Consider the following 19,736-nt stretch of genomic DNA (forward strand, 5'->3'; position numbering starts at 1 on the left):
GTTTATAAGAACAGGGTATCAGAGGGTGCGACACTCATCCTGACACTGGGGGCTCAGTGCTGTGCATGGCATCAGGCTGAATTGAAAAAATAGTGCCCCTTAAAAAAACACGTCATCCTAACCCACAGGCCAAACAACCCTTAATGAGTTACTCTAGTGCCAGACCATTAATTAGTTTTAGGAGAAACTATGGATTGGAATCCTGCATATACATGGTTAGTACTAGCGCTACTGCTTAGCTTGGGTGAGCTCACCTCAGGCGCGATGGTGTTACTGGCGCTGGGAATCGCTGCAGCGCTAACGGCGGCCGTTACTGCGCTGGGATTAACGCTCCCCTGGCAACTGCTTAGCATGGCTATTTTTACCGGCGTGTTGCTGCCGCTATGCATCATGGTCATTCGTCCGCGCTTTTCACCCCGCGGAGTCGCCTACGGGACAACAGGCACTGGCGTAGAGAAAGGCAATCACTACACGACCCTGCAGCGTGATTTTGATAATGCCACTGGCATTAAAGTGAATGGTGATTTCTACCGTTTACGCGACCTTGATAGTGGTGAAACCGAGTTACCCACAGGTACAACGGTGGTGTTTAGACGCTTTGAAGGTACTACCGCTTTGGTCACGCTACATCAACCCTCCGACATCGCTCCTCAAGATGACAATTCTCTACGTAAGGAACCTTAATCATGGATTTACCTATTAGCCCAGGCTTATTAATAAGCCTAATTGTTGTTGCGATCGCAGTCGTGATTATTTCTAAAGGCTTAATCATTATTCGCCAATCTGAAGTCATGGTGGTGGAACGGCTTGGGTCGTTCAACCGCGTACTGGAAAGTGGTATTAACATTATTATTCCCTTTATCGAACAACCCCGCGCTATCACTATGCTGCGCTATCGCAAACTCGGTGAGGAATACACCGCGATCACCACAGACGAAATCCGAATCGACCGCCGCGAAACGGTTATGGACTTCCCCGGCCAGCCGGTGGTCACCACCGATAACGTCACGGTGCGTATCAATGGCGCGCTTTACTACCAGATTATTGACCCTAAGCGGGCTGTCTATGAGGTCGTCAATATGAGCCAGGCGGTTGAGGTACTGGCCAAGACAACGCTGCGTTCAGTCGTCGGCAAGATGGAGCTAGATAAGCTGTTCGAATCCCGCGCGGAAGTGAACAACGAGATTCAGGCGGCAATGGAAGAGCCCGCTTCTAAGTGGGGCATAAAAATATCTCGCGTAGAAGTGCAGGATATCGCCATGCCGGAAGAAGTTGAAACCGCCATGCGCCTACAAATGGCCGCTGAACGTAAACGCCGTGCTACCGTCACCGAAGCTGAGGGTGAAAAATCAGCGGCGATTGCCATGGCTCAGGGGCAGCGAGAGTCCTCCATCCTCAATGCTCAGGGTGATAAAGAGTCGGCGATTTTGCGCGCCCAGGGCGAGCAGGAGTCGATCAAGCTGGTACTTAGCGCCATTGGCGACAGTGAAGAAAACAAGCGGACCGTCGTGGGCTATCTACTCGGCCAGAGTTACATCAAAGTATTACCCAATATGGCGAAAGATGGCGAGCGGGTATTCGTGCCGTATGAATCGTCGGCACTGCTTGGCTCAATGGGCATGTTCCGTGAAATGGCAGGCTCACCTGAAGATACCGTGTCTAACCACCTCAAAAACAACCGCAGTGGCAGTAACAACGACTTTCGTAACGGCATAGTCGGCGGCGCGGCAGGCATTAATTGATTTTTTGCATCACTAGATGAATAAAACCAATCCCTTGTAAATGCTACAAAGCCGGTTCACGAGTGAATCGGCTTTTTGTTGGCTGTATGAAGGGTTATAGCCAAACAGGTTAGGCTTTGGCGCCATCATTTACGTATGCATTACACCGTGGTGAATGCCATTACCCGTGGTTATTTTTCGCGCCCCCTAGCCTAGTAAAACCACGCGGCGCAGCAATACGAAAGAAGCGTTCAACTATCTCGGCATTGGTCGCGGGGGTCATTAAAGACACGGCCACAAAGACCGGCAGGTTGATCATTAGCCCCCAGAAGCCTGCATGAATGCCCAGCGGATGCGGCCATAGCGTTGTAAACGCAACGGTGACTAAAAACCCCGCCACAATGCCAGCCATCACCCCTAGGCGAGAAGCCCGCGGCCAGAAAAACATGCCAATGAATGCCGGTAATACCTGGGAGGCAAACCCTAGCCCCACTAACAGAATCATTACCAAACTACCCGGCTCAGCAATAGCCAATGGAGCAACCACCAGAAACATGATGGGTAGAATTAATAGCCGCGCGAGCTTGCCGGTCGCCCCTTCCGAGAGTTTTAACACCGGTTGAAGCACATCTTTACTAAGTGACAGCGATACCGAGTGGATAAACGGCTCGCTTGAAGACATCGATGCCGCCAAGGTGCCTGCCCCCAGCAATCCAACTAACACGACGGGCAAGTGCTGCATGGCGTATTCCAGGGCAACCGTATCAGCGCGGGCCAGCTCCGGCAGCGAGAAAATGCCGATAAAGCCCACCACCACCATGGGCAGAATCACCACATAGTAAGTAGGTAACCAAGTCGCGCTACGGCGGATAGTGCGCGCTGATGAAGCACTCATCCACTGGGTCCATACCGGCGGCATAAACGAGAACATTGAAACGATGATCGATGTCGTCCAGAAGCTAAAGCTCATATCACCACCCGCCCCCGGTAGCGTTAAAAACTCACCGTGTTCAGTTTGAATGCGCTCAAATACGCCCGCAAAGCTCAGCCCTCCGGTAGCGCTATGAACCGCCCACAAACCAACCGCCCAGGCAACAATCAGCATGAGCACGCCCTGAAACGCATTGGTACGGCCAATCGCTCGCTGTCCGCTGGCGTAAAGGTAGACTGCAATACAGGCCAGCACTGACAGTACGCCAAGCCAAATGGGGACCATCCCTCCGCTCATTACGAACAAAATATACGCCGAACCGATCGTTTGCAGTACTGCATAAGCGACAGAGCCAATCGCCATCACTAGCGCCGCTAAAGCTCCCAGCGCTGGACTTTGATAACGGTCAGCAATCGCGCTTGCCTGGGTTACGTGGCCAAACTGCTCACCGAACTGCCACACCTTGGGCCCGAAATACCAGGCTATCAGCGCCAAATAAGCGAGGTAAATTGCCACGTAAAACACCGCCACGCCTTTGGAGTAAGCCCATCCTGGCGCGCCCATGAAGGTGTAAGCGCTGACACTCCCGGCGGCAATCAGCAGGTATAACGTGACCGGCCCCATGCTGCGTCCTGCCACGCCCCACTCTTCTAGGCTGTTCATATCGGCATTGTTGGCACACCCATTGCGAGCACGCAGGCCAATGATCATAGCGATAGCCACATAAGTTAAGGTAATGATCAGAGGCCAAACGCTATTCATGATCGTCTCTCTCTACAATATGATTGCCAACGAGCATGACGGCCACGCAGGCAAAAATAATCAGATAGCTCCACACCACCATGAGCGGCAACCCCATGACCAGCGTTGCGCGGTTCACCCAGCCAATCACTGGCCATGTGCCCGCTAGCACCAGCGCCACAAAAGCCACTAACAGCCCCCAGCCCGCCCTGGAGGTAGGCAGCACAATTAAGCGTCTCATCGATATCCCCTTATTCATTAGTGAATGACATCAATTCACTGTGGGCAGTGTTGGCCACCGCATGGGTAACGCTAATCGGTCTTCCAGCTGTTTCGCTAGCTTTAAAACAAAATGATCAGCAAAACGAGGCCCCATTAGCTGCACGCCAATGGGCATATTGAAGGAAGTCGTTGCCTGGCTAAACCCGGCATTAAGTGAGATCGCCGGCTGCTCGCCCATATTCCAAGGCACGGTGTAGGTAATATGCTCAAATGGCTGGGACGGATCATTTGTAGGTGATGACCACTCTGCTGGAAAAGCGATATTGGGCGTCGTGGGTGAAATAACCGCGTCTACCCTATCAAACACTGCTTCCGTCGCGCGGCGCATTGCCATCGTTTGCTGAAAACCTTGCACAGCAGCTACGCCCGTTAAGCGAGCACCACCTTCTGCCCAGGCGAGAATCGAAGGCAGTACCTGCTCACGCTCTTTAGGCGCGAGCTTCATCAACTCGCCCCACTGGCGACCCTGCCAAAAGTTATCCAGTCCATCCAGCATTTCACGTGTCACCACTGGCGCAAGGGGCACCAGCGTTGCGCCAGCGGCTTCTAATTGCTTCGCAGCCTGCTCTACGTAGTCACGAATTTCTTCATCCAACGGCAGCCCACAGCCAGACTCCATCATGACACCCACGCGCAGGCCATGAAGATCTAACGCTAAGTCGGCCCAAGCGATCTTTTCTGGGGGCAAACGCATTGCATCGCGCCGGTCTGTGCGAGCGAGCGCAGTCATCATTAACGCGGTGTCCTCTACGCTACGCGTCATTGGACCTGCACAGCGGCCCACATAATACGGATCGATGGGTACCCGGCCTAACGTGGGCTTAAACCCCACTACGCCACACCAGGCCGCTGGCAGGCGTATGGAGCCACCGATATCTGTCCCCACATGCAGCGGGCCAAACCCTGCGGCAGCGGCTGCTCCGGCACCAGAGCTAGAACCGCCAGTATTGCAGGCTAAATCCCATGGATTGCGGGTTAAACCATGAAACGATGAAAGACCTGATGAGAGCATGCCAAAATCAGGACATGTCGTTTTTGCCAGCAGCACTGCATTGTCTTCCGCTAGGCGCGCGGCGGGTGGTGCGTCATCAGTAGCAACAGGCTGCTCGCCCAGCCCCGTGCCGCCCGGTATTGGCAAGCCTTTAGTGGCAATCAACTCTTTTATGGTCACCGGCACACCATCCAGCGAGCCGCTAGGCTCGCCCTTAGCCCAGCGCTGGGTAGGCGCTTCAGCAGCCTCAATAAATGCATCAGCCTGATAAGCATACAGCGCATTGATATGTGGCTCCCACTTGGCAATATGCTCGACCAAGGCAGCCGCCACCTCTTTGGGAGAAAACGATTTTGAGCGGTAGCCATCGAGTAGCTGAGTAGCCGTCAGTTGGTGTAGTTCAGGCATCACATCACCTTTTGCTGTTGTTGTCAGACTGTCGTTATTCATAAACTCAGCATGACCGCACACCGTGTCTTCTGCTATTTCAATATTGACGGCAGCGTGTCCACTTATTGTGTGCACCCACTCCTTCAAGCTCTCTCAGATGGCGGGGCTTATAGTGTTTGTAGAGCACTCGCCAGCAGCGAAAGGCACGCCTCGGTGGCAAAACTGCGTTGGCGATGGCGATAAACACACAGATCAATCCGGGCGGCCTCCAGCTCCAAAGGGCATAGAGGAACGCTCACCAGTTCACCTAACTGACATTCGCGGGCAACCGCCATCGGCGGTAAAACCAGAATGCCCGCGCCGTTAATAGCGAGTGCTTTTTGGGTTTCCAGTGAAGCGGTCTTGAAGGTAGGGGCCAGAGCGACTCCAGCCTGATGAGCTGCGCGCTCCAGCGCTTGACGCACACCGTAGGATTCACTTGGCAGTATCAATCGGTGTTCTGCCAGGGAGTGCAGACCTACCTCAGAAGCCGTAGCTAACGGGTGACCCGGGGCCATTACGGCATGGTGATGTAACTCGGCGCTGGCAAACGGCACAATGTCATCGTGGCGAGGCATAAAAAACGATAGGCCAATGTCCGCATCGCCACGGCGTAGCGCCTCCACCATTTGACTGGCGCTAGCGATCTCGATATCAAAGCTCAAATGAGGGAAGCGCTGCCCCATCTTGGCTAACGCAGGAGCTAGCAAGCCTGCAACAACGCCTTCCGCTACCTGCAGACTTACCCGGCCAGTACGTAAACCTTTTAGGTCGGCAATATGCTCCTGCACTCGCTCTAAATCTCGCAGGGTACGCTGCGCCTGGGCGGCCAATAGCTCCCCTGCCGCAGTTAGGCTAATACCGTTAGGGCTGCGTTCGATGAGCGGCGCGCCAAGCTGATGTTCGAGTAAATCGATCTGGCGGCTAATCGCCGTAGGAGCGATATGCAACTGGGCCGCCGCTTGGCGTAACGAATGGCAGCGAGCCACGGTATCGAAGTAGCGCAGTGCACGACCACTAATCATAAACGCCCCTTAAAGCCCCAACTGCCGTGACATCACCGTCACGGTTTCGCCTCGATACTCAAGGCTTTCTACATCTTGCCAACCCAAGCGACAATAGAGCGCCTGCTGGTCTGGGGTATACAGATAAAAGTGCTCAATACCGTTCTCAAGCGCCTCAATTTCCACTCGTTTCACTAATGCCGAAGCAATACCCTGCCCTCGCCATTCGGGCACGACAAATACCGAAGCCAGCCACGGGGTCAATTCACGGCGAATACTCATATCATCAGCAATCAAGCTAGCAGTCCCAACAGGGGTCTCACCCTGCATTGCCACAAAGATGGAAGGCACGCCCCCCTGACCACATTCGGTTTTTAGATGCTCAATGGCTTGTTTTAGGGTGAGCCCAGGGTGTAAATGGCCCCAGGATTCAAATGTCCAACCCGCCACTATTTCAGCATTAGGATCATCAGCACCTAGCCGTTGAATGGTTATATCGCCCTGCATCGTTCGCTCCAGACCTTATTAAGCAGAAACGAATACAGTAGCGGCAAATAAAAGGTAGCGCTATAGAGCGTAAAGCCAGTGAGTGGCTAGTGTTGGCCCCATATATCTTGATGCACGAGTTCATCAAGCGGCAGCCGAGCGCGCCAGCCTTTCGCTTCAAGCTCCGGCTGGTCTAAAAATTCACTTACATAGCCAAGGCAGAGATACGCCAGTGGGTAAACATGCTCGGGTAGGTTCAGCGCCGTACTTAGCAGATCCTGGTCGAGAATGCTCACCCAACCAACACCAATGCCTTCAGCCCGCGCAGCCAACCAGAGATTTTGTACAGCGAGACAGGTGCTGAAAAGATCGGTATCGACAATGCTATTGCGCCCCAACACATGGGGGCCGCCACGGCGGCGGTCACAGGTAATGCAAAGGTTCAACGGGCTTTCCATAATACCTTGCAGCTTAAGGCTACGGTAATGTACTTGGCGCTCACCTTCAAAGCGCTCGGTGGCCTTCTGGTTCTCCTGCTCGAACAGTGCCAGCACCGTCTCCCTAACGTCGCGACTTTCAATCACAATGAAATCCCAGGGCTGCATAAACCCCACCGAAGGCGCATGATGCGCGGCCTCCAACAGGCGGTTCAGCACTTTAGGAGGAATCCGGTCAGGCAGAAACTGCGAGCGCACATCGCGCCGCTCAAAGATGGCGCGGTACAGCCCACGCCGCTCAGCATCGGAAAAATGGTGGTTCGAATGAGTCATTGCGCTGGTCGGGCCTTTTGCTGATCGATGTTATAGACAATGAAGAGTCTACACGAGGTCAGCCTAGCCCCCAGCGCCGAGGTAAAACAACGCTGTCTTTAGGCACTTAAAAGAAATGGAGCGTGATAGAAGTTGTTACTTTAACGCTCACATTAAATAACGATTAGCGTACGAATATGTTGGCTATTACTGCTGCTCAAAACCCACTAAGAACTGCTTCAATAAGCGATCAAGTTGAGCGATCTGCTCACCGGTTAAGGCAGCGGCTAGCTGTGCCTGTGTCTCTACGTGGGCAGTCACGGCCTCATCAATCACTTCAAGCCCTTGCGGGGAAAGCGAGATCAAAAACCCTCGACCATCGTCGGGGTTTTTGACCCGTTTTATTAATCCAGCTTTTTCCAACAAGTTAATACGGTGCGTCATGGTGCCCGATGTCACCATCGTGGACGCCATCAAGTCCCCGGGGGACAGCGCGTAGGGCGCGCCCGCACGGCGAAGCGTTGCCATTACATCGAAACTGGCACCATTCAGATCGTATCTCGACCATGTCTTTTCCATGGCACGCATTAAGTAGTGATTCAGCCGCTTAATCCGCCCAAGCGTACCCATTGGCACCACGTCGAGATCGGGGCGCTCTTTCTGCCACTGTTTGAGAATGCTGTCTACATGATCCATGCCTGCATTTTGCGCTTTTTTATCTTGACGTCAAGACTCTTCACAAATATCTTGATATCAAGATATAACGTTGAGAATATGCACATGGCATCATCGACTGTTACCAAGACTCAATCCAAAAAAGCCTGGCTAGCCCCACTGGCATATTTATTATCCGGCGGAGCCCTGCTAGGCCTATCGACCAATTTAGCCAAACTGGCAGGGGAAAGGCAGCTATCAGCGCTCGCTTTTTTATTTTGGTCGATTACCGGCGCGGCGCTAATACTCATTACAATCTCCGCACTCCGCCGCAACCTGCCATCTATCACGGGACGCACCATTGAGTATTACTTCGTGGCCGCTTTTGTGGGAGTAGCGGGGTCTAACCTGATCTTTTTCTCCGCCATTCCGCATATCGGCGCAGGGTTCGTTGCCTTAACCATTACTCTGCCGCCACTGCTCACCTATATTGGCGCACTGATATTAAAGCTGGAACGCTTTCAGGTAATGCGTGCGGCAGGCGTGCTGTCAGCCCTGGCAGGCGCCGTCACCTTAGCGGCTCACAAGCTTTCCACGCCGGATGCCGATTATCTCTGGATTCTCCTGGCGCTAACGGGGCCGATACTGTTGGCGATCGGCAACCTTTATCGGACACTGCGCTGGCCAGCCGGCGTCTCTGGCGATGCGCTGGCCCCCGGCATGTTAATCGCCGCGGCTGTTATCCTCTTCGGTGTTGGTTTACTGCCCGGCTTCTCGCTTAGCATCCCCACCGATCAAAGCCTTCCGCTTCTACTGATCGCGCTTCAATCCCTAGTGTTCGCAGGCCAGTTCTTACTGCTTTTTTTGCTACAGAAAAGCGGCGGACCGGTGCTACTCAGCTTACTGGGTTCGGTGGGCGCCATAGTAGGCGTCCCGGTCGCGATATTTTTGCAAGGAGAAGCCGCCCCCGAAGGCTTACTGCTCGGAATTTTTCTCATTGGCTCAGGCATCGCCCTGCTGAATATTGGAAAGGGCAAAATCTAAGTAGCGTGGCGACGCCTTAAATTAATTGAAATGGATAAACCGAGCCAATTTTCAGCAGTTGCGTCAGCTCATCCAATGCCGTCAGCGATTCTTCTGCAAGCTGCGGGTCGGCAAGATCATCGGGCGCTAATCGGTCGCGGTAATGACGGTTGACCCAAGCGGCAAGATCGTCGTACAGCGCATCGGTGAGTAGCACGCGGCCGGTGAGCGCTGCACGCTCGGCATCCGTCAGCACCACGCGCAGACGCAAACAGGCAGGGCCGCCGCCGTTGCGCATGCTCTGCTTCACGTCTTTAACGACCACCTCACTGATCGGATTGTTGCCCGCCAGCAGACACTCCTGGATAGTGCGCCACACCGCTTCGCGTTCCTGGCATTCGCCGGGCACCACCAGCGTCATAGTACCGTCTGGATTGGAAAGCAGCTGGGAGTTGAACAGATACGAGGCGACTGCATCCTCCATGCTCACTGCTTCCAAAGGCACCCGCACGGGAATCAGCGGGCTGGCCATTTTGGCGCGCAGTTCTTCGAGCGTACGCTGCTCATCCAAAAACGCCATTTCGTGATACAGCAGTACAGGGCCATTGCCAACGGCAATCACGTCATTGTGAAAAACGCCTGCGTCGATGGCGTCCGGATGCTGCTGAGCAAGCACCGTTTGAGCTTCCGTGAGGCCGTGTTGACGAGCCACCGCTTGGCTAGCTTCTAACGTCTGTCTTGCCGGAAAACGTGCTGGCTGGCGCTCGCCACCAAACGCCTGGCGGCCATAGACAAACAGATGCACGCCTGGCTCGCCATGCTCGCCACAAAGGCGCGTATGGTTGGCCGCGCCTTCATCGGAAAAATCAGGTGTGGCGGGCAACACCGGGTGATGGGCGAAATACTGCTCATCGTGAAAAATCGCCCGCAGTACGCGGCCCGTCGTTTGTGGTTCGAGGTAACGATGAAGGCTGGACTGCAGGTTCGCTGGAGTGAAATGTACCCGGCTGTCCCATGCATCCCGGCTGGGCGTAATAGTGCCTGCGTTAGCCGTCCACATGCTGGAAGCGGAGCAAACGGCGCGCAGCAAGTGCGGGGCCTCGGTAGCGGCGCGAGCCAACACTTCACGATGGCTACCCTTAAAGCCTAAATCACGCAGAGCGCCGATATCAGGCCGCTGCTGAGGTGGCAATACGCCCTGAGCGTAGCCTGCATCCATCAGCGACTTCATTTTCAGCAGGCCCTGCAGCGCGCCCTCTTTGGGGTTCGACACCAAGCCGCCATGGCTCATCGAGGCAACGTTACCTACCGCAAGCCCGGAGTAATTGTGGGTAGGGCCAACCAAACCGTCGAAATTGACTTCTCTGACATTGCTGATGGCAGCGGTGCTCATAGGATGACTCCCGGCGGCAGGGTATCGGGCATCTCCAAGGTGTCAGCTTCCATGGACGCGACAGGATAAGCGCAGTAGTCCGCCGCATAGTAAGCACTGGGGCGATGATTGCCGCTGTCGCCCACACCGCCAAAGGGCGCATCGCCGGAAGCCCCGGTCGTTTGGCGATTCCAGTTCACAATCCCGGCACGAATACGCAGCAAAAAGTCATCCCAATCGGCTTTATCACCGCCAATCAGACCGGCAGAGAGCCCGTAGCGGGTATTATTAGCAAGCTCAAGCGCCTCATCCCAATCGTGGTAACGATGGATATTGAGTAACGGCCCAAAATGCTCCTCATCAGGAACGTCCAGGCCCGTCACGTCGATAAGCGCAGGGCTCAGCAAGCTGGTGCCCTCCTGAAGCCGCTGCATACGGTTGATGACCGTGGCGCCGAGGGCTTCCAGCGAGTCCTGAGCTTTTAGCAGCCCATCGGCGGCGGCAACGCTCACCAAACCGGCGTAAAATGGCGCGGGATCTTCGTCAAACTGACCCGCCACGTGCAGCTTGGTAATAGCCTCTGAGAGCGCTTCGATTAAGCGATCGCCAACGTCACCAAAGGGCACTATCAAGCGACGAGCACACGTACAGCGCTGGCCACCGGAAAGATAGGCCGACTGTAGGATAGCCAGCACAGCGGCGCGCTGATCGGGCTTATCCTTAACCACCAGGGGATTATTACCGCCTAGCTCCAGCGCGAGAATTTTATCCAACTGTCCAGCGAACTGCTTGTGTAGCATGCCCCCGACGTTGGCACTGCCGGTAAACAGCAGGCCATCAATGCCGGGATGCGCCGCCAGCGCTTGGCCGACTGCCACGCCACCCTGCACTAAGTTTATAACACCCTCAGGTAGCCCGGCTTCTAGCCAGCACTGCAGCGTTAGATCAGCCGTTAGCGGGGTTTGGTCACTAGGTTTAAAAACGATGCAGTTACCCGCTAGCAGTGCGGGCACCATATGGCCGTTAGGTAAATGACCGGGAAAGTTGTACGGGCCAAATACTGCCATGACACCGTGGGGGCGATGGCGCAGAACGGCTTTAGCGCTACCCACTGATTTTTCACGCTCGCCGGTGCGTTCGTGGTATGCGCTGATCGACAGGGCAATCTTCCCCACCATCGCTCCGGCCTCGGTACGCGCCTCCCAAAGCGGCTTGCCGGTTTCAGAGGCAATCGCCAGGGCAAGATTTTCACCACGCGCTTTTAAAATCTCGGCAAACCGCTCGACCAGTGCCTGACGCTCAGTAACGGGTGTGCGCGCCCAGTTAGGAAACGCTCCCCGTGCGGCGTTAATCGCGGCGCCAACCTGCTCACTAGATGCCGACGCACCCTGCCACAGCTGCTTGGCCGAGATGGGATCATGCTTGGCGAACGTGTCTGCTTCACCTGCTACCCAGGCGCCGTTGATCAATTGCTGCTGTTGAGCGTGCATCGTTCTCTCCTAACGTTGCCAAACTTTTGCCGTGCTTATTTTTGCAGGATTTAGGTTTCCAGTAAGCGAACGAAGTCACCGGTGGTGACGCCTAGCCGACTTGCTTCCTGCTCACTAAGCACAATGATGTTGTCATGCGTCGGCGCACGGCCTATCCAGCTAGCAGTAAAATTGCGTATTTGGATAGTGGCCGCCAACCAGCGGCTGACGCTCTCTTGCGGGGCGCTGGATGAAACGTCTACCTGGCACAGCCGCGAGTTGCGGACCGCTTGCACGTCGTCGATATACGCCTCTACCGTCGGGCCACCATCGAAAATATCGATATAGCCTTCCCAGCGCAGCCCCTCTTTGTTGAGCATTTCTAGCGCAGGTCGGGTATGGCGATGCACCTGGCCAATGCAGGCGCGCGCCTCTTCGGCCATGAACGTTGTATAGATAGGAAACCGTGGCATCAGCTCGCCGATAAAGCTCTTCTGGCCCAAACCGGTTAAGCGGTCAGCTTCGCTGAAATCCATAGGGAAAAAATGCTTACCCAGGCTCTCCCAGAAGGGGCTGATGTTGTTCTCATCGAACACGCCGCGCATTTCAGCCAGCACTTTCTGCGGAAAGCGATCACGAAATTGAGCAATGAACAGCCATCGAGCCTTTGAGAGCAGCGCGCCATTGCGTAAGTGACGATTCGCTTCGCCACGATACTCAGGACGCAGAAACAGTGAGCAAACCTCTGCATCACCGGTGTGGTCGGAGCTTAAAAACAGCGTATCGATAGTGCGATGCAAATCGAGCTGGATAGATGAGTGTGCCAACGCACCTAGGCGATAGTTATAAAACGGCACTTCACGACCCACCTGGCCCTCAATCGCGCAACAGCCGGCGAGTTCGCCATTTTCTTCATCTTCTAATACAAAGAAGTAGAGTCGATCGTCTACCGGCGTGCGTTCTTCAAATGCGCTGGCGGCGGCTTCAATTTTACCGGCGAGGAATTCACGATTATCCGGTAACGAGGTAAAGCCAACGCCTGCCTGCTGCGCAAGCGCCTGAAGCCCATCCAAATCTTCACGGGCAATGGGTCGAATGCGCATTACATTTCTCCTTCATCAAGCGCGTCTACCGCGGTGGGCAATGTCAACGGTGCGGCAAGCACCGCTCGCCCTTCGGTGACACCCAACCGCTCAGCGTGCTCAGGAGACAGCATTAGCTGACCCGTCGGCGAGAGCGCATAGCGCGACACAATGCAGCGGAACTCGCCGAGTTTTTGATTGGCGACCATTGCCGGCTCAGCATCGGGCAGCGCATGTTCAGGTCGAATGCGTACCGGGTGCCAAGCGGCGCTACGAAAGGTTTCCAGTCGTTCGCGCTCCGCTTTTACAATCGGCCCGGCATCGAAAATATCCACGTGACGAGAACGCACGAAGCCCTCTGCCAACATCTCCTGTAGCGCCTCTTCATGAGCCGGGTGTTCGCGACCAATCGCGGCCCGCGCGTGAGGCGTAAGCAGCGGTAAATAAAGTGGAAATTGGGGCATCACTTCAGCAATAAAGCTTTTCGAGCGCACGCCGGCAATGTGATTAATATCCTGAAAACTGCGCGCAAAAAAATGCCGCCCCACGCTCTCCCAAAATGGCGATTCGCTGTGGGTATCTAAATAGCCAGGAAATGCCACCGCGAGAATGCGCGAGAAGCGTTCGGGATACTGAGCAATGAACATCAACCGCGCGCGGCGTAGAAGGCTTTCCGCACTGGTGCCCTTGTAGCGTGGGTTAAGCGAAAAAGCACACAATAAGGTGGCATCTGATACTTCATGGGAGAGCGCTAATGTCTGTACTTCACGGCGCACGTTGAGCTGCTGAGAGGCGTGAATCAGCGTTTCTTGACGATAAGTGTAATAGGCTTCACTGGCGCCTGCCTGGGCACGAATAGTGGCCGTGCCCAGCACCTCCTCCCGACTATCGTCCGCTAACACAAAGGTATAGTGCTCATTTTCAGGAAACTCAACGTCACCACTAAACGCATCCAAAGAGCGCGCAATGCGCTCCTGAAGCCGCTCACGGTTAGCAGGCAGGTTGGTTAGCTTAGGCACGGCTTGCTCAGCTAACTGCTCCAACGCGTTGAGATCCGTCGTCTTAACGGGTCGCACTACCAGCATTCTCGACGCCCCCTCAGTTAACGCGGCCTGTGGCTCACTCATGCTGTCGCAACAAGCCGCTCAATGGCACGCTCTAGGCGCGCCATGCCTTCAGCAATATCTGCCTCAGGAATCACCAGCGAAGGCGCCATACGCAATACGTTAGGCCCAGCGATTAGCGCCATTAAGCCTTCTTCAATGGCCAGCGGCAGAATATCTTTAGCGCGGCCCTCAAAAGCATCCGACATCTGAGCGCCGATCAACAGTCCCATGCCGCGGATTTCTTTAAACACGCCGTGCTTACGATTAATGGTTTCTAAATGCTCACGGAAAAGATCGTGGCGCGTTTGCACGCCTGCCAGAACGTCTGGAGTATCGATAAATTCGACGGCCGCCAACGCGATGGCAGACCCCAGCGCATTACCGCCGTAGGTTGAGCCATGGGTGCCAAAGGCTAATGACTTGGCAACGTTGTCGGTTGCCAGCATCGCGCCTACCGGAAAACCGCCGCCTAGCGATTTAGCACTAGTGAGAATGTCCGGCGTCACGCCATAGCGTTCGTAGGCGTAAAGTGTCCCGCAACGGCCAACGCCAGTTTGTACTTCATCAAAAATCAGCAGGGCATTGTGCTGATCGCACAGTTCGCGCAGGCCTTTCAAAAATGCGGGGCTCGCCGGTAGAATGCCGCCCTCGCCCTGCATGGGCTCAACCATCACCGCGCAGGTATCGTCGCCCATTAAGGCGCGAACGCTTTCCAGGTCATTAAATTCAGCGTGCAAAATGCCGCCAGGAATCGGCCCAAAGCCCTGCGAGTATTTAGGTTGACCGCCAACGCTAACCGTAAAGAGAGTGCGTCCATGGAAGGACTGATTGAAGGAAATGATTTTGTCTTTCTTTTCGCCGTGGTGATCCACCGCGTAGCGACGCGCTAGCTTCAGCGCCGCCTCATTCGCCTCTCCTCCCGAAGAGCAAAGGTAGACTTTGTCAGCAAACGTGCGTTCCACCAGTTTTTTCGCCAGCTTGAGAGCAGGCTCATTGGTATAGATATTGGAAAGATGCCAAAGCTTTTCACCCTGCTCTTTAAGCGCGTTAACCAGCACAGGATGACAGTGACCTAAAGAGTTCACCGCAATGCCGCCGGCAAAATCGATGTATTCACGCCCCTGCTGATCCCATAGTCGGCTACCTTCGCCGCGCACCGGAATAATCTGCTGCGGTGCATAGTTAGGCGTCATGTAATGATCAAAATCCAGCCGAGTCGGGATGGTGCTCATGGGGCAAACTCTCCAATAGAGTAATGGGGTAAAAACAGTATAAGGCGCTGATGTGGTTATCTGCTTTCAGCAATGTGACAGGGAATTATGAATAACCACTCTTGGTTTTATGCACGCTAAGCCAAACGTTCTTCTCTTGGCGTCATGCCAAAATGGTTGCGATAGGCGGTTGAGAAGTGTGCGCCGGATGAAAACCCAGTGGCAAAGGCGATATCGCCAATCGCGCGATCGGTTTCGCGCAGCTGCTTGCGTGCCTCTTGCAAACGCAAATCCAGATAGTAGCGGCTTGGCACTGCCTGGAGATATTTCTTAAATAGCCGCTCCAACTGACGGCGAGAAATACCCAAATGCTCCGCCAGTTCAAGGGTCGAAAGCGGCTCCTCGATATTGGCTTCCATTAGCGTCACGGCATCGACCAAGCTTTGCGGGGCATGCCCCAAGCGACTGCGAAGCGGCACGTGCTGGCGCTCATCGGCTAAGCGAATGCGGTCGCAAACAAACTGCTCCGATACCTGCTCTGCCAGTCGCGCCCCGTGATGCTGGCCAATCAGCGTGTGCATCATATCCATTGCTGCGGTGCCGCCCGCACAGGTCAGCCGGTCGCGATCAATTTCAAACAGCTGCTGAGAAAGCGTTACCTGTGGGTATGCCTGGGAAAAAGCCTCAAAACGCTGCCATGGAAGCGTCGCTCGGTATCCATCTAGCAACCCGCAGCGCGCCAGCACTTCCGTACCACCTGCCAAACCGCCTAACGATACGCCTCGACCTTGGTGAGCTCGCAGCCATTCGTTAAGCTTAGCGGGCAGCGTATAGGGCAGCGGCGTCGGCGCACAGATCAAGAGCAGGTCAATAGGCCCCAGTGACTCGCTTAACGCATGCTGAGCCAGCAGCGAAAGCTGAGCACCGCTGCGCACCGGCTGGCTATCCATGCTTAAGGTGGCGGTGTGATAAAGCATCTCGCCACTCAGCTGGTTGGCCATTTGCAGTGGTTCAATAGCGCTGGCATGGGCCAATAACGAAAAGCCCGGCAGCAGCAGAAATGCGACCCGCCTGCGGATCACATTAGGCTGCGCCGTTAGCGGGCGAGGCTGCATGATAAGTCACTGAGCTGCATGAAGAACCGCCATCGACTGGATGAAATGTCTATCTTACGCAATTACGCAGTGGAGAGCAGCGTTCTGCCCCCTATCGCAAAAAAGTGACGCATCAATGCAAATTGCCGGGCACAGGGCCCGGCAATAACAACATCAAGCAAACACGTCATGAGGCCTAAGGCTTACAGACTGACGACATCAAACTTAACTTCTGGGCTGACATCGGCATCGTAATCAACATCGCTACGCTCAAACCCAAACAGCTTCAAGAATTCGTGCTTGTAACCGGCATAGTCAGTAATGTCGAACAGGTTGTCGGTCGTCACTTCCGGCCAAAGGTCCTGGCAGGCTTGCTGCACATCATCACGCAGTTCCCAATCATCTAGCCGCAGGCGGCCGGCCTCATCGGTGGCAAATTCGCCGCGCTGACCTTGCTCAGAGTAAAGCTGCTCACCGAACAGTCGATTCAATTGGTCAATAGTGCCTTCATGCAGGCCCTGCTCTTTCATGATGCGATAAACCATCGCGATATACAGTGGCATAACCGGAATCGCCGCGCTCGCCTGAGTGACTACTGACTTGAGTACCGCAACATTGGCACCACCGCCGCTGGCCTTCAGGTGGCTATCAATCGCCGTCGCGGCGCGATCCAGGTCTTCCTTCGCTTTACCCAGCGCACCGTGCCAGTAAATCGGCCAAGTGATTTCGGTGCCAATATAGCTAAACGCGACGCTGCGAGCGCCTTTCGCCAGCACGCCTGCTTTATCTAGCGCGCTCATCCACAGCTCCCAATCTTCGCCACCCATGACGGTAATGGTGTCGTCAATCTCTTCCTGTGTTGCCGGTTCCACTTCTGCTTCGATGATCGCATCTTTGTTGGTATCGATAGCCGTGGCACGGTAGGTTTCGCCAATCGGCTTAAGGCTGGAGCGCTTCAGCTCACCAGTATCCGGCATTTTACGAACGGGCGATGCCAGCGAGTACACCACCAGATCAATCTCGCCCATATCTTGCTTAATCAACTCAATGGCTTTTTCCCGCGCTTCGTGGGAGAACGCATCGCCATTGATGGAATTGCTGTACAGGCCTTCTTGTTTAGCGAACTTATCGAAGGCAGCACTGTTGTACCAGCCCGCGGTGCCAGGCTTGACATCAGTCGCGGGCTTTTCAAAGAACACACCCAGCGTGTCAGCACCATAGCCAAACGCCGCGGTAATACGCGCAGCCAAACCATAGCCACTCGATGCACCAATCACGAGCACTTTTTTCGGGCCGGCGCTTTTATCTAAACCACGGGCACGGGTAGCCTCAATCTGCTCAAGGACATTTTGCTCACAGCCTACCGGGTGGGTAGTCGTACAAATAAAGCCGCGCACCTTGGGTTTAATAATCATCTCGAACCTCGTTATCAGATTAATTTGGCTATCGACATCGCGATGTCGTGACTCAATGAAGCTATTCTAGCTGTCTCCGTGCGCGCTGTCCGCTCTTGCGCTATTGTCCGCGCTTGAGATCACCAGACTTTCGCGTCACGATAGCGATTAATGTCCCCTATGCCAGCAACGACTCCCCACACGAGGCCACCATGAATGCACAGCAGCTTGTAGACGAACGCGGCGATCTTTGGCTAGCGTTAGCGCCGCTGTGGCTTGACCGCGAGCCCAGCGAACGGGACTACGCGCGCATGTTGGACGTCGTGCAACGCTACGAGATGTCGCTTAAAGAACTGGAGTGGATGTTTCGTTTGGAAATGGCGCCGGTCATGTCGCGCCATCAGCTTTCCATTGCTAGCGAATGGCGCCAATTTAATGATCGCAAGCTCATGCAGCAGCTGGTCAACCACAATCTGCGCCTGAAAGGCTGGCGGCGTAAAAGCTGGGCGTTGTTTTCAGGATTGACCACTATGATGGTGCGCCACCGCCTGAATGCGCTAATGAACCGACTTGCCGTTATACGGGGTGAACAGGTTTAACGCATTTAGACCGCCACGCTACGGATAAGATTCATCTAAGGCTTTTTCCAACGCCAACCTCAATGGGCGCCCGTGATCACGCGGGCCAAAGCGAGCAATGACGTGTCCATCGCGGCCAATCAAGAACTTAGTGAAATTCCACTTGATCATTGGCGTCCCCAGTACGCCTGGTGCCTGATGCTTTAGCCACACAAACAGCGGATGAGCCCGGCCGCCATTCACATGCACTTTCTCTAGTAGCGGAAAATTGATTCCATACTGCTGTTCGCCAAACTGACAGAACGCCTGGGCATTCTCCGGGGATTGGCGGCCAAATTGATTGCAGGGAAACCCTAGCACGGTAAAACCACGATCACGATAGCGCTGATAGAAGGTTTCCAACTCATTAAGCTGTGGCGTGAAGCCACACTGGCTAGCCACGTTGACCACCAGTAATACTTGGCCACGCAGCGCCCGCAAATTGAACGGCCTCCCTTGATGGGTATAACAGTCTTGGTCGTAAATCGTCATTAAATAAGCCCTACAAATACCTTAAACGGCATAGCGATTACCATGCCACGGCTATGCTTTTTACACCAGCGGCCCAGCAACCACTCTCAACGCCAGCGCGATGAGCAGCACGCCGGTAATACGATTAATCCAGTGGGCATGCTTTTGCAGCCAAGGCAGAATCCTTGAATGCGAAAGCACCACCGCGACAAGCACGTACCAGCCACCGTCAATCACCATCGCGGTCAGCACGATAATCCCTTTCGCCAATGCGCTCATGTCGGGGGTCACAAACTGACTGAGCAGCGCAACAAAGAACAGGATCAGCTTAGGGTTTCCTAACGCGACCAGCACGCCCTCTTTAGCCGCTTGCCCTCGGCTCGTCGCCATGGCAGCCGGGTGCAAAGCGCCTGCTTTTCCGGCGCGCAGCGCTTGAAACCCTAGCCAGGCCAAGTAAGCGGCGCCGCACCAGGTGATCAATTGAAACACCACCGGAAAGCCGGCAATCAGCGCGCCTAGTCCCCATACCGTCAGCAATGCGTAAAAACCCACGCCGAGCGTATGAAAGATGGCCGCTATCACGCCTAACAAGCGCCCGCCGCCTAGCGTATGGCGTAGCACTAATGCCAAACTTGGTCCTGGCGACATCGCACCCATGGCGCAGATAGCGGCTAATGATAACCAGAGTGTCAGCGGCATACCGTTTTATTCCTGAGGTCAAGTGTCAGCCCATGGCGGCAAACCACGAGTATACGACAGGTGAGGCCTGCTCTTTGGCGAGCGGCTTAAATAACGCTGTTAGCATGGTACGCTGTTGGGTAAAATTTGCTTTTTTCGCACTTATTGTCACTTATCTCTTTCAGAATCGCCGCTCAATGCGAGGGGCGTATGGCTAACACAGGACGGCAA

Annotated in this window: 20 protein-coding genes; 4 read left to right on the forward strand and 16 right to left on the reverse strand. The window is 54.8% G+C overall.

Annotated elements, in window-relative coordinates; translation table 11 throughout:
• The first annotated feature begins 189 nt into the window (after positions 1-189).
• Both ACTH5D_RS12730 and ACTH5D_RS12735 read left to right on the forward strand, forming a co-directional pair.
• Positions 190-684 carry a nodulation efficiency, NfeD-like protein gene (locus tag ACTH5D_RS12730; RefSeq protein WP_441671802.1) on the forward strand — a complete coding sequence of 165 codons (495 nt, stop codon included), beginning with the start codon at positions 190-192 and terminating at the stop codon, positions 682-684.
• Between the two features lie 2 nt (positions 685-686).
• The gene (locus ACTH5D_RS12735; protein ID WP_441671804.1) at positions 687-1,742 is read left to right on the forward strand and encodes an SPFH domain-containing protein; all 1,056 of its coding nucleotides are present in this window, start codon (positions 687-689) and stop codon (positions 1,740-1,742) included.
• Between the two features lie 160 nt (positions 1,743-1,902).
• On the opposite strand, the gene ACTH5D_RS12740 is transcribed toward ACTH5D_RS12735, so the two are convergent.
• The 7 genes from ACTH5D_RS12740 to ACTH5D_RS12770 all read right to left on the reverse strand — a co-directional run bounded on the left by ACTH5D_RS12740 (position 1,903) and on the right by ACTH5D_RS12770 (position 8,030).
• Complete coding sequence (locus ACTH5D_RS12740; protein WP_441671806.1) at positions 1,903-3,414, reverse strand: sodium:solute symporter family protein; 1,512 nt, start codon at positions 3,412-3,414, stop codon at positions 1,903-1,905.
• Complete coding sequence (locus ACTH5D_RS12745; protein WP_441671808.1) at positions 3,407-3,634, reverse strand: hypothetical protein; 228 nt, start codon at positions 3,632-3,634, stop codon at positions 3,407-3,409. Before ACTH5D_RS12745 ends, ACTH5D_RS12740 begins: the two co-directional genes overlap by 8 nt.
• 30 nt (positions 3,635-3,664) lie before the next feature.
• The gene (locus ACTH5D_RS12750) at positions 3,665-5,074 is read right to left on the reverse strand and encodes an amidase (protein WP_441671810.1); all 1,410 of its coding nucleotides are present in this window, start codon (positions 5,072-5,074) and stop codon (positions 3,665-3,667) included.
• A gap of 149 nt (positions 5,075-5,223) precedes the next feature.
• Positions 5,224-6,120, reverse strand: coding sequence for a LysR family transcriptional regulator (locus tag ACTH5D_RS12755; RefSeq protein ID WP_441671812.1), 897 nt, complete (start codon positions 6,118-6,120; stop codon positions 5,224-5,226).
• A 9-nt stretch (positions 6,121-6,129) separates the two neighbouring features.
• On the reverse strand, positions 6,130-6,606 hold the full coding sequence (locus ACTH5D_RS12760; protein ID WP_441671814.1) for a GNAT family N-acetyltransferase: 477 nt from the start codon (positions 6,604-6,606) through the stop codon (positions 6,130-6,132).
• 86 nt (positions 6,607-6,692) lie between these two features.
• Positions 6,693-7,355: a 5,6-dimethylbenzimidazole synthase gene (gene bluB / locus ACTH5D_RS12765; RefSeq protein ID WP_441671816.1), complete on the reverse strand. Its 663-nt coding sequence runs from the start codon at positions 7,353-7,355 to the stop codon at positions 6,693-6,695.
• 186 nt (positions 7,356-7,541) lie between these two features.
• Positions 7,542-8,030, reverse strand: a complete 489-nt coding sequence (locus ACTH5D_RS12770; RefSeq protein ID WP_441671818.1) for a MarR family winged helix-turn-helix transcriptional regulator — start codon at positions 8,028-8,030, stop codon at positions 7,542-7,544.
• Between the two features lie 84 nt (positions 8,031-8,114).
• On the opposite strand from ACTH5D_RS12770, the gene ACTH5D_RS12775 reads away from it, so the two are divergent.
• A complete protein-coding gene (locus ACTH5D_RS12775; RefSeq protein ID WP_441671820.1) occupies positions 8,115-9,032 on the forward strand; it encodes a DMT family transporter in 918 nt (305 codons plus the stop codon).
• 16 nt (positions 9,033-9,048) lie between these two features.
• Here ACTH5D_RS12775 and astB read toward each other — a convergent pair whose 3' ends face one another.
• The 7 genes from astB to fabV form a co-directional block, all read right to left on the reverse strand.
• On the reverse strand, positions 9,049-10,404 hold the full coding sequence (gene astB / locus ACTH5D_RS12780; protein ID WP_441671822.1) for an N-succinylarginine dihydrolase: 1,356 nt from the start codon (positions 10,402-10,404) through the stop codon (positions 9,049-9,051).
• Complete coding sequence (gene astD, locus ACTH5D_RS12785; protein ID WP_441671824.1) at positions 10,401-11,873, reverse strand: succinylglutamate-semialdehyde dehydrogenase; 1,473 nt, start codon at positions 11,871-11,873, stop codon at positions 10,401-10,403. Before astD ends, astB begins: the two co-directional genes overlap by 4 nt.
• A 50-nt stretch (positions 11,874-11,923) precedes the next feature.
• On the reverse strand, positions 11,924-12,955 hold the full coding sequence (gene astA / locus ACTH5D_RS12790; protein ID WP_441671826.1) for an arginine N-succinyltransferase: 1,032 nt from the start codon (positions 12,953-12,955) through the stop codon (positions 11,924-11,926).
• Entirely contained in the window at positions 12,955-14,019 is a 1,065-nt protein-coding gene (locus ACTH5D_RS12795) for an arginine N-succinyltransferase (RefSeq protein WP_441671840.1), read from the reverse strand. Before ACTH5D_RS12795 ends, astA begins: the two co-directional genes overlap by 1 nt.
• A gap of 38 nt (positions 14,020-14,057) precedes the next feature.
• Positions 14,058-15,272: an aspartate aminotransferase family protein gene (locus ACTH5D_RS12800; RefSeq protein WP_441671828.1), complete on the reverse strand. Its 1,215-nt coding sequence runs from the start codon at positions 15,270-15,272 to the stop codon at positions 14,058-14,060.
• A 116-nt stretch (positions 15,273-15,388) separates the two neighbouring features.
• Positions 15,389-16,366: a GlxA family transcriptional regulator gene (locus tag ACTH5D_RS12805; protein WP_441671830.1), complete on the reverse strand. Its 978-nt coding sequence runs from the start codon at positions 16,364-16,366 to the stop codon at positions 15,389-15,391.
• A 182-nt stretch (positions 16,367-16,548) separates the two neighbouring features.
• Positions 16,549-17,760: an enoyl-ACP reductase FabV gene (gene fabV / locus ACTH5D_RS12810; protein ID WP_441671832.1), complete on the reverse strand. Its 1,212-nt coding sequence runs from the start codon at positions 17,758-17,760 to the stop codon at positions 16,549-16,551.
• 191 nt (positions 17,761-17,951) lie between these two features.
• On the opposite strand from fabV, the gene ACTH5D_RS12815 reads away from it, so the two are divergent.
• Positions 17,952-18,338, forward strand: coding sequence for a DUF7079 family protein (locus ACTH5D_RS12815; protein WP_441671834.1), 387 nt, complete (start codon positions 17,952-17,954; stop codon positions 18,336-18,338).
• An 18-nt stretch (positions 18,339-18,356) separates the two neighbouring features.
• Here ACTH5D_RS12815 and ACTH5D_RS12820 read toward each other — a convergent pair whose 3' ends face one another.
• Positions 18,357-18,848, reverse strand: a complete 492-nt coding sequence (locus tag ACTH5D_RS12820; RefSeq protein ID WP_441671836.1) for a glutathione peroxidase — start codon at positions 18,846-18,848, stop codon at positions 18,357-18,359.
• Positions 18,849-18,908: 60 nt separating this feature from the next.
• Complete coding sequence (locus tag ACTH5D_RS12825) at positions 18,909-19,526, reverse strand: LysE family translocator (RefSeq protein WP_441671838.1); 618 nt, start codon at positions 19,524-19,526, stop codon at positions 18,909-18,911.
• Positions 19,527-19,736 lie beyond the last annotated feature (210 nt).

The sequence above is a fragment of the Halomonas sp. genome, assembly GCF_052095695.1.
Lineage (GTDB): Bacteria > Pseudomonadota > Gammaproteobacteria > Pseudomonadales > Halomonadaceae > Vreelandella.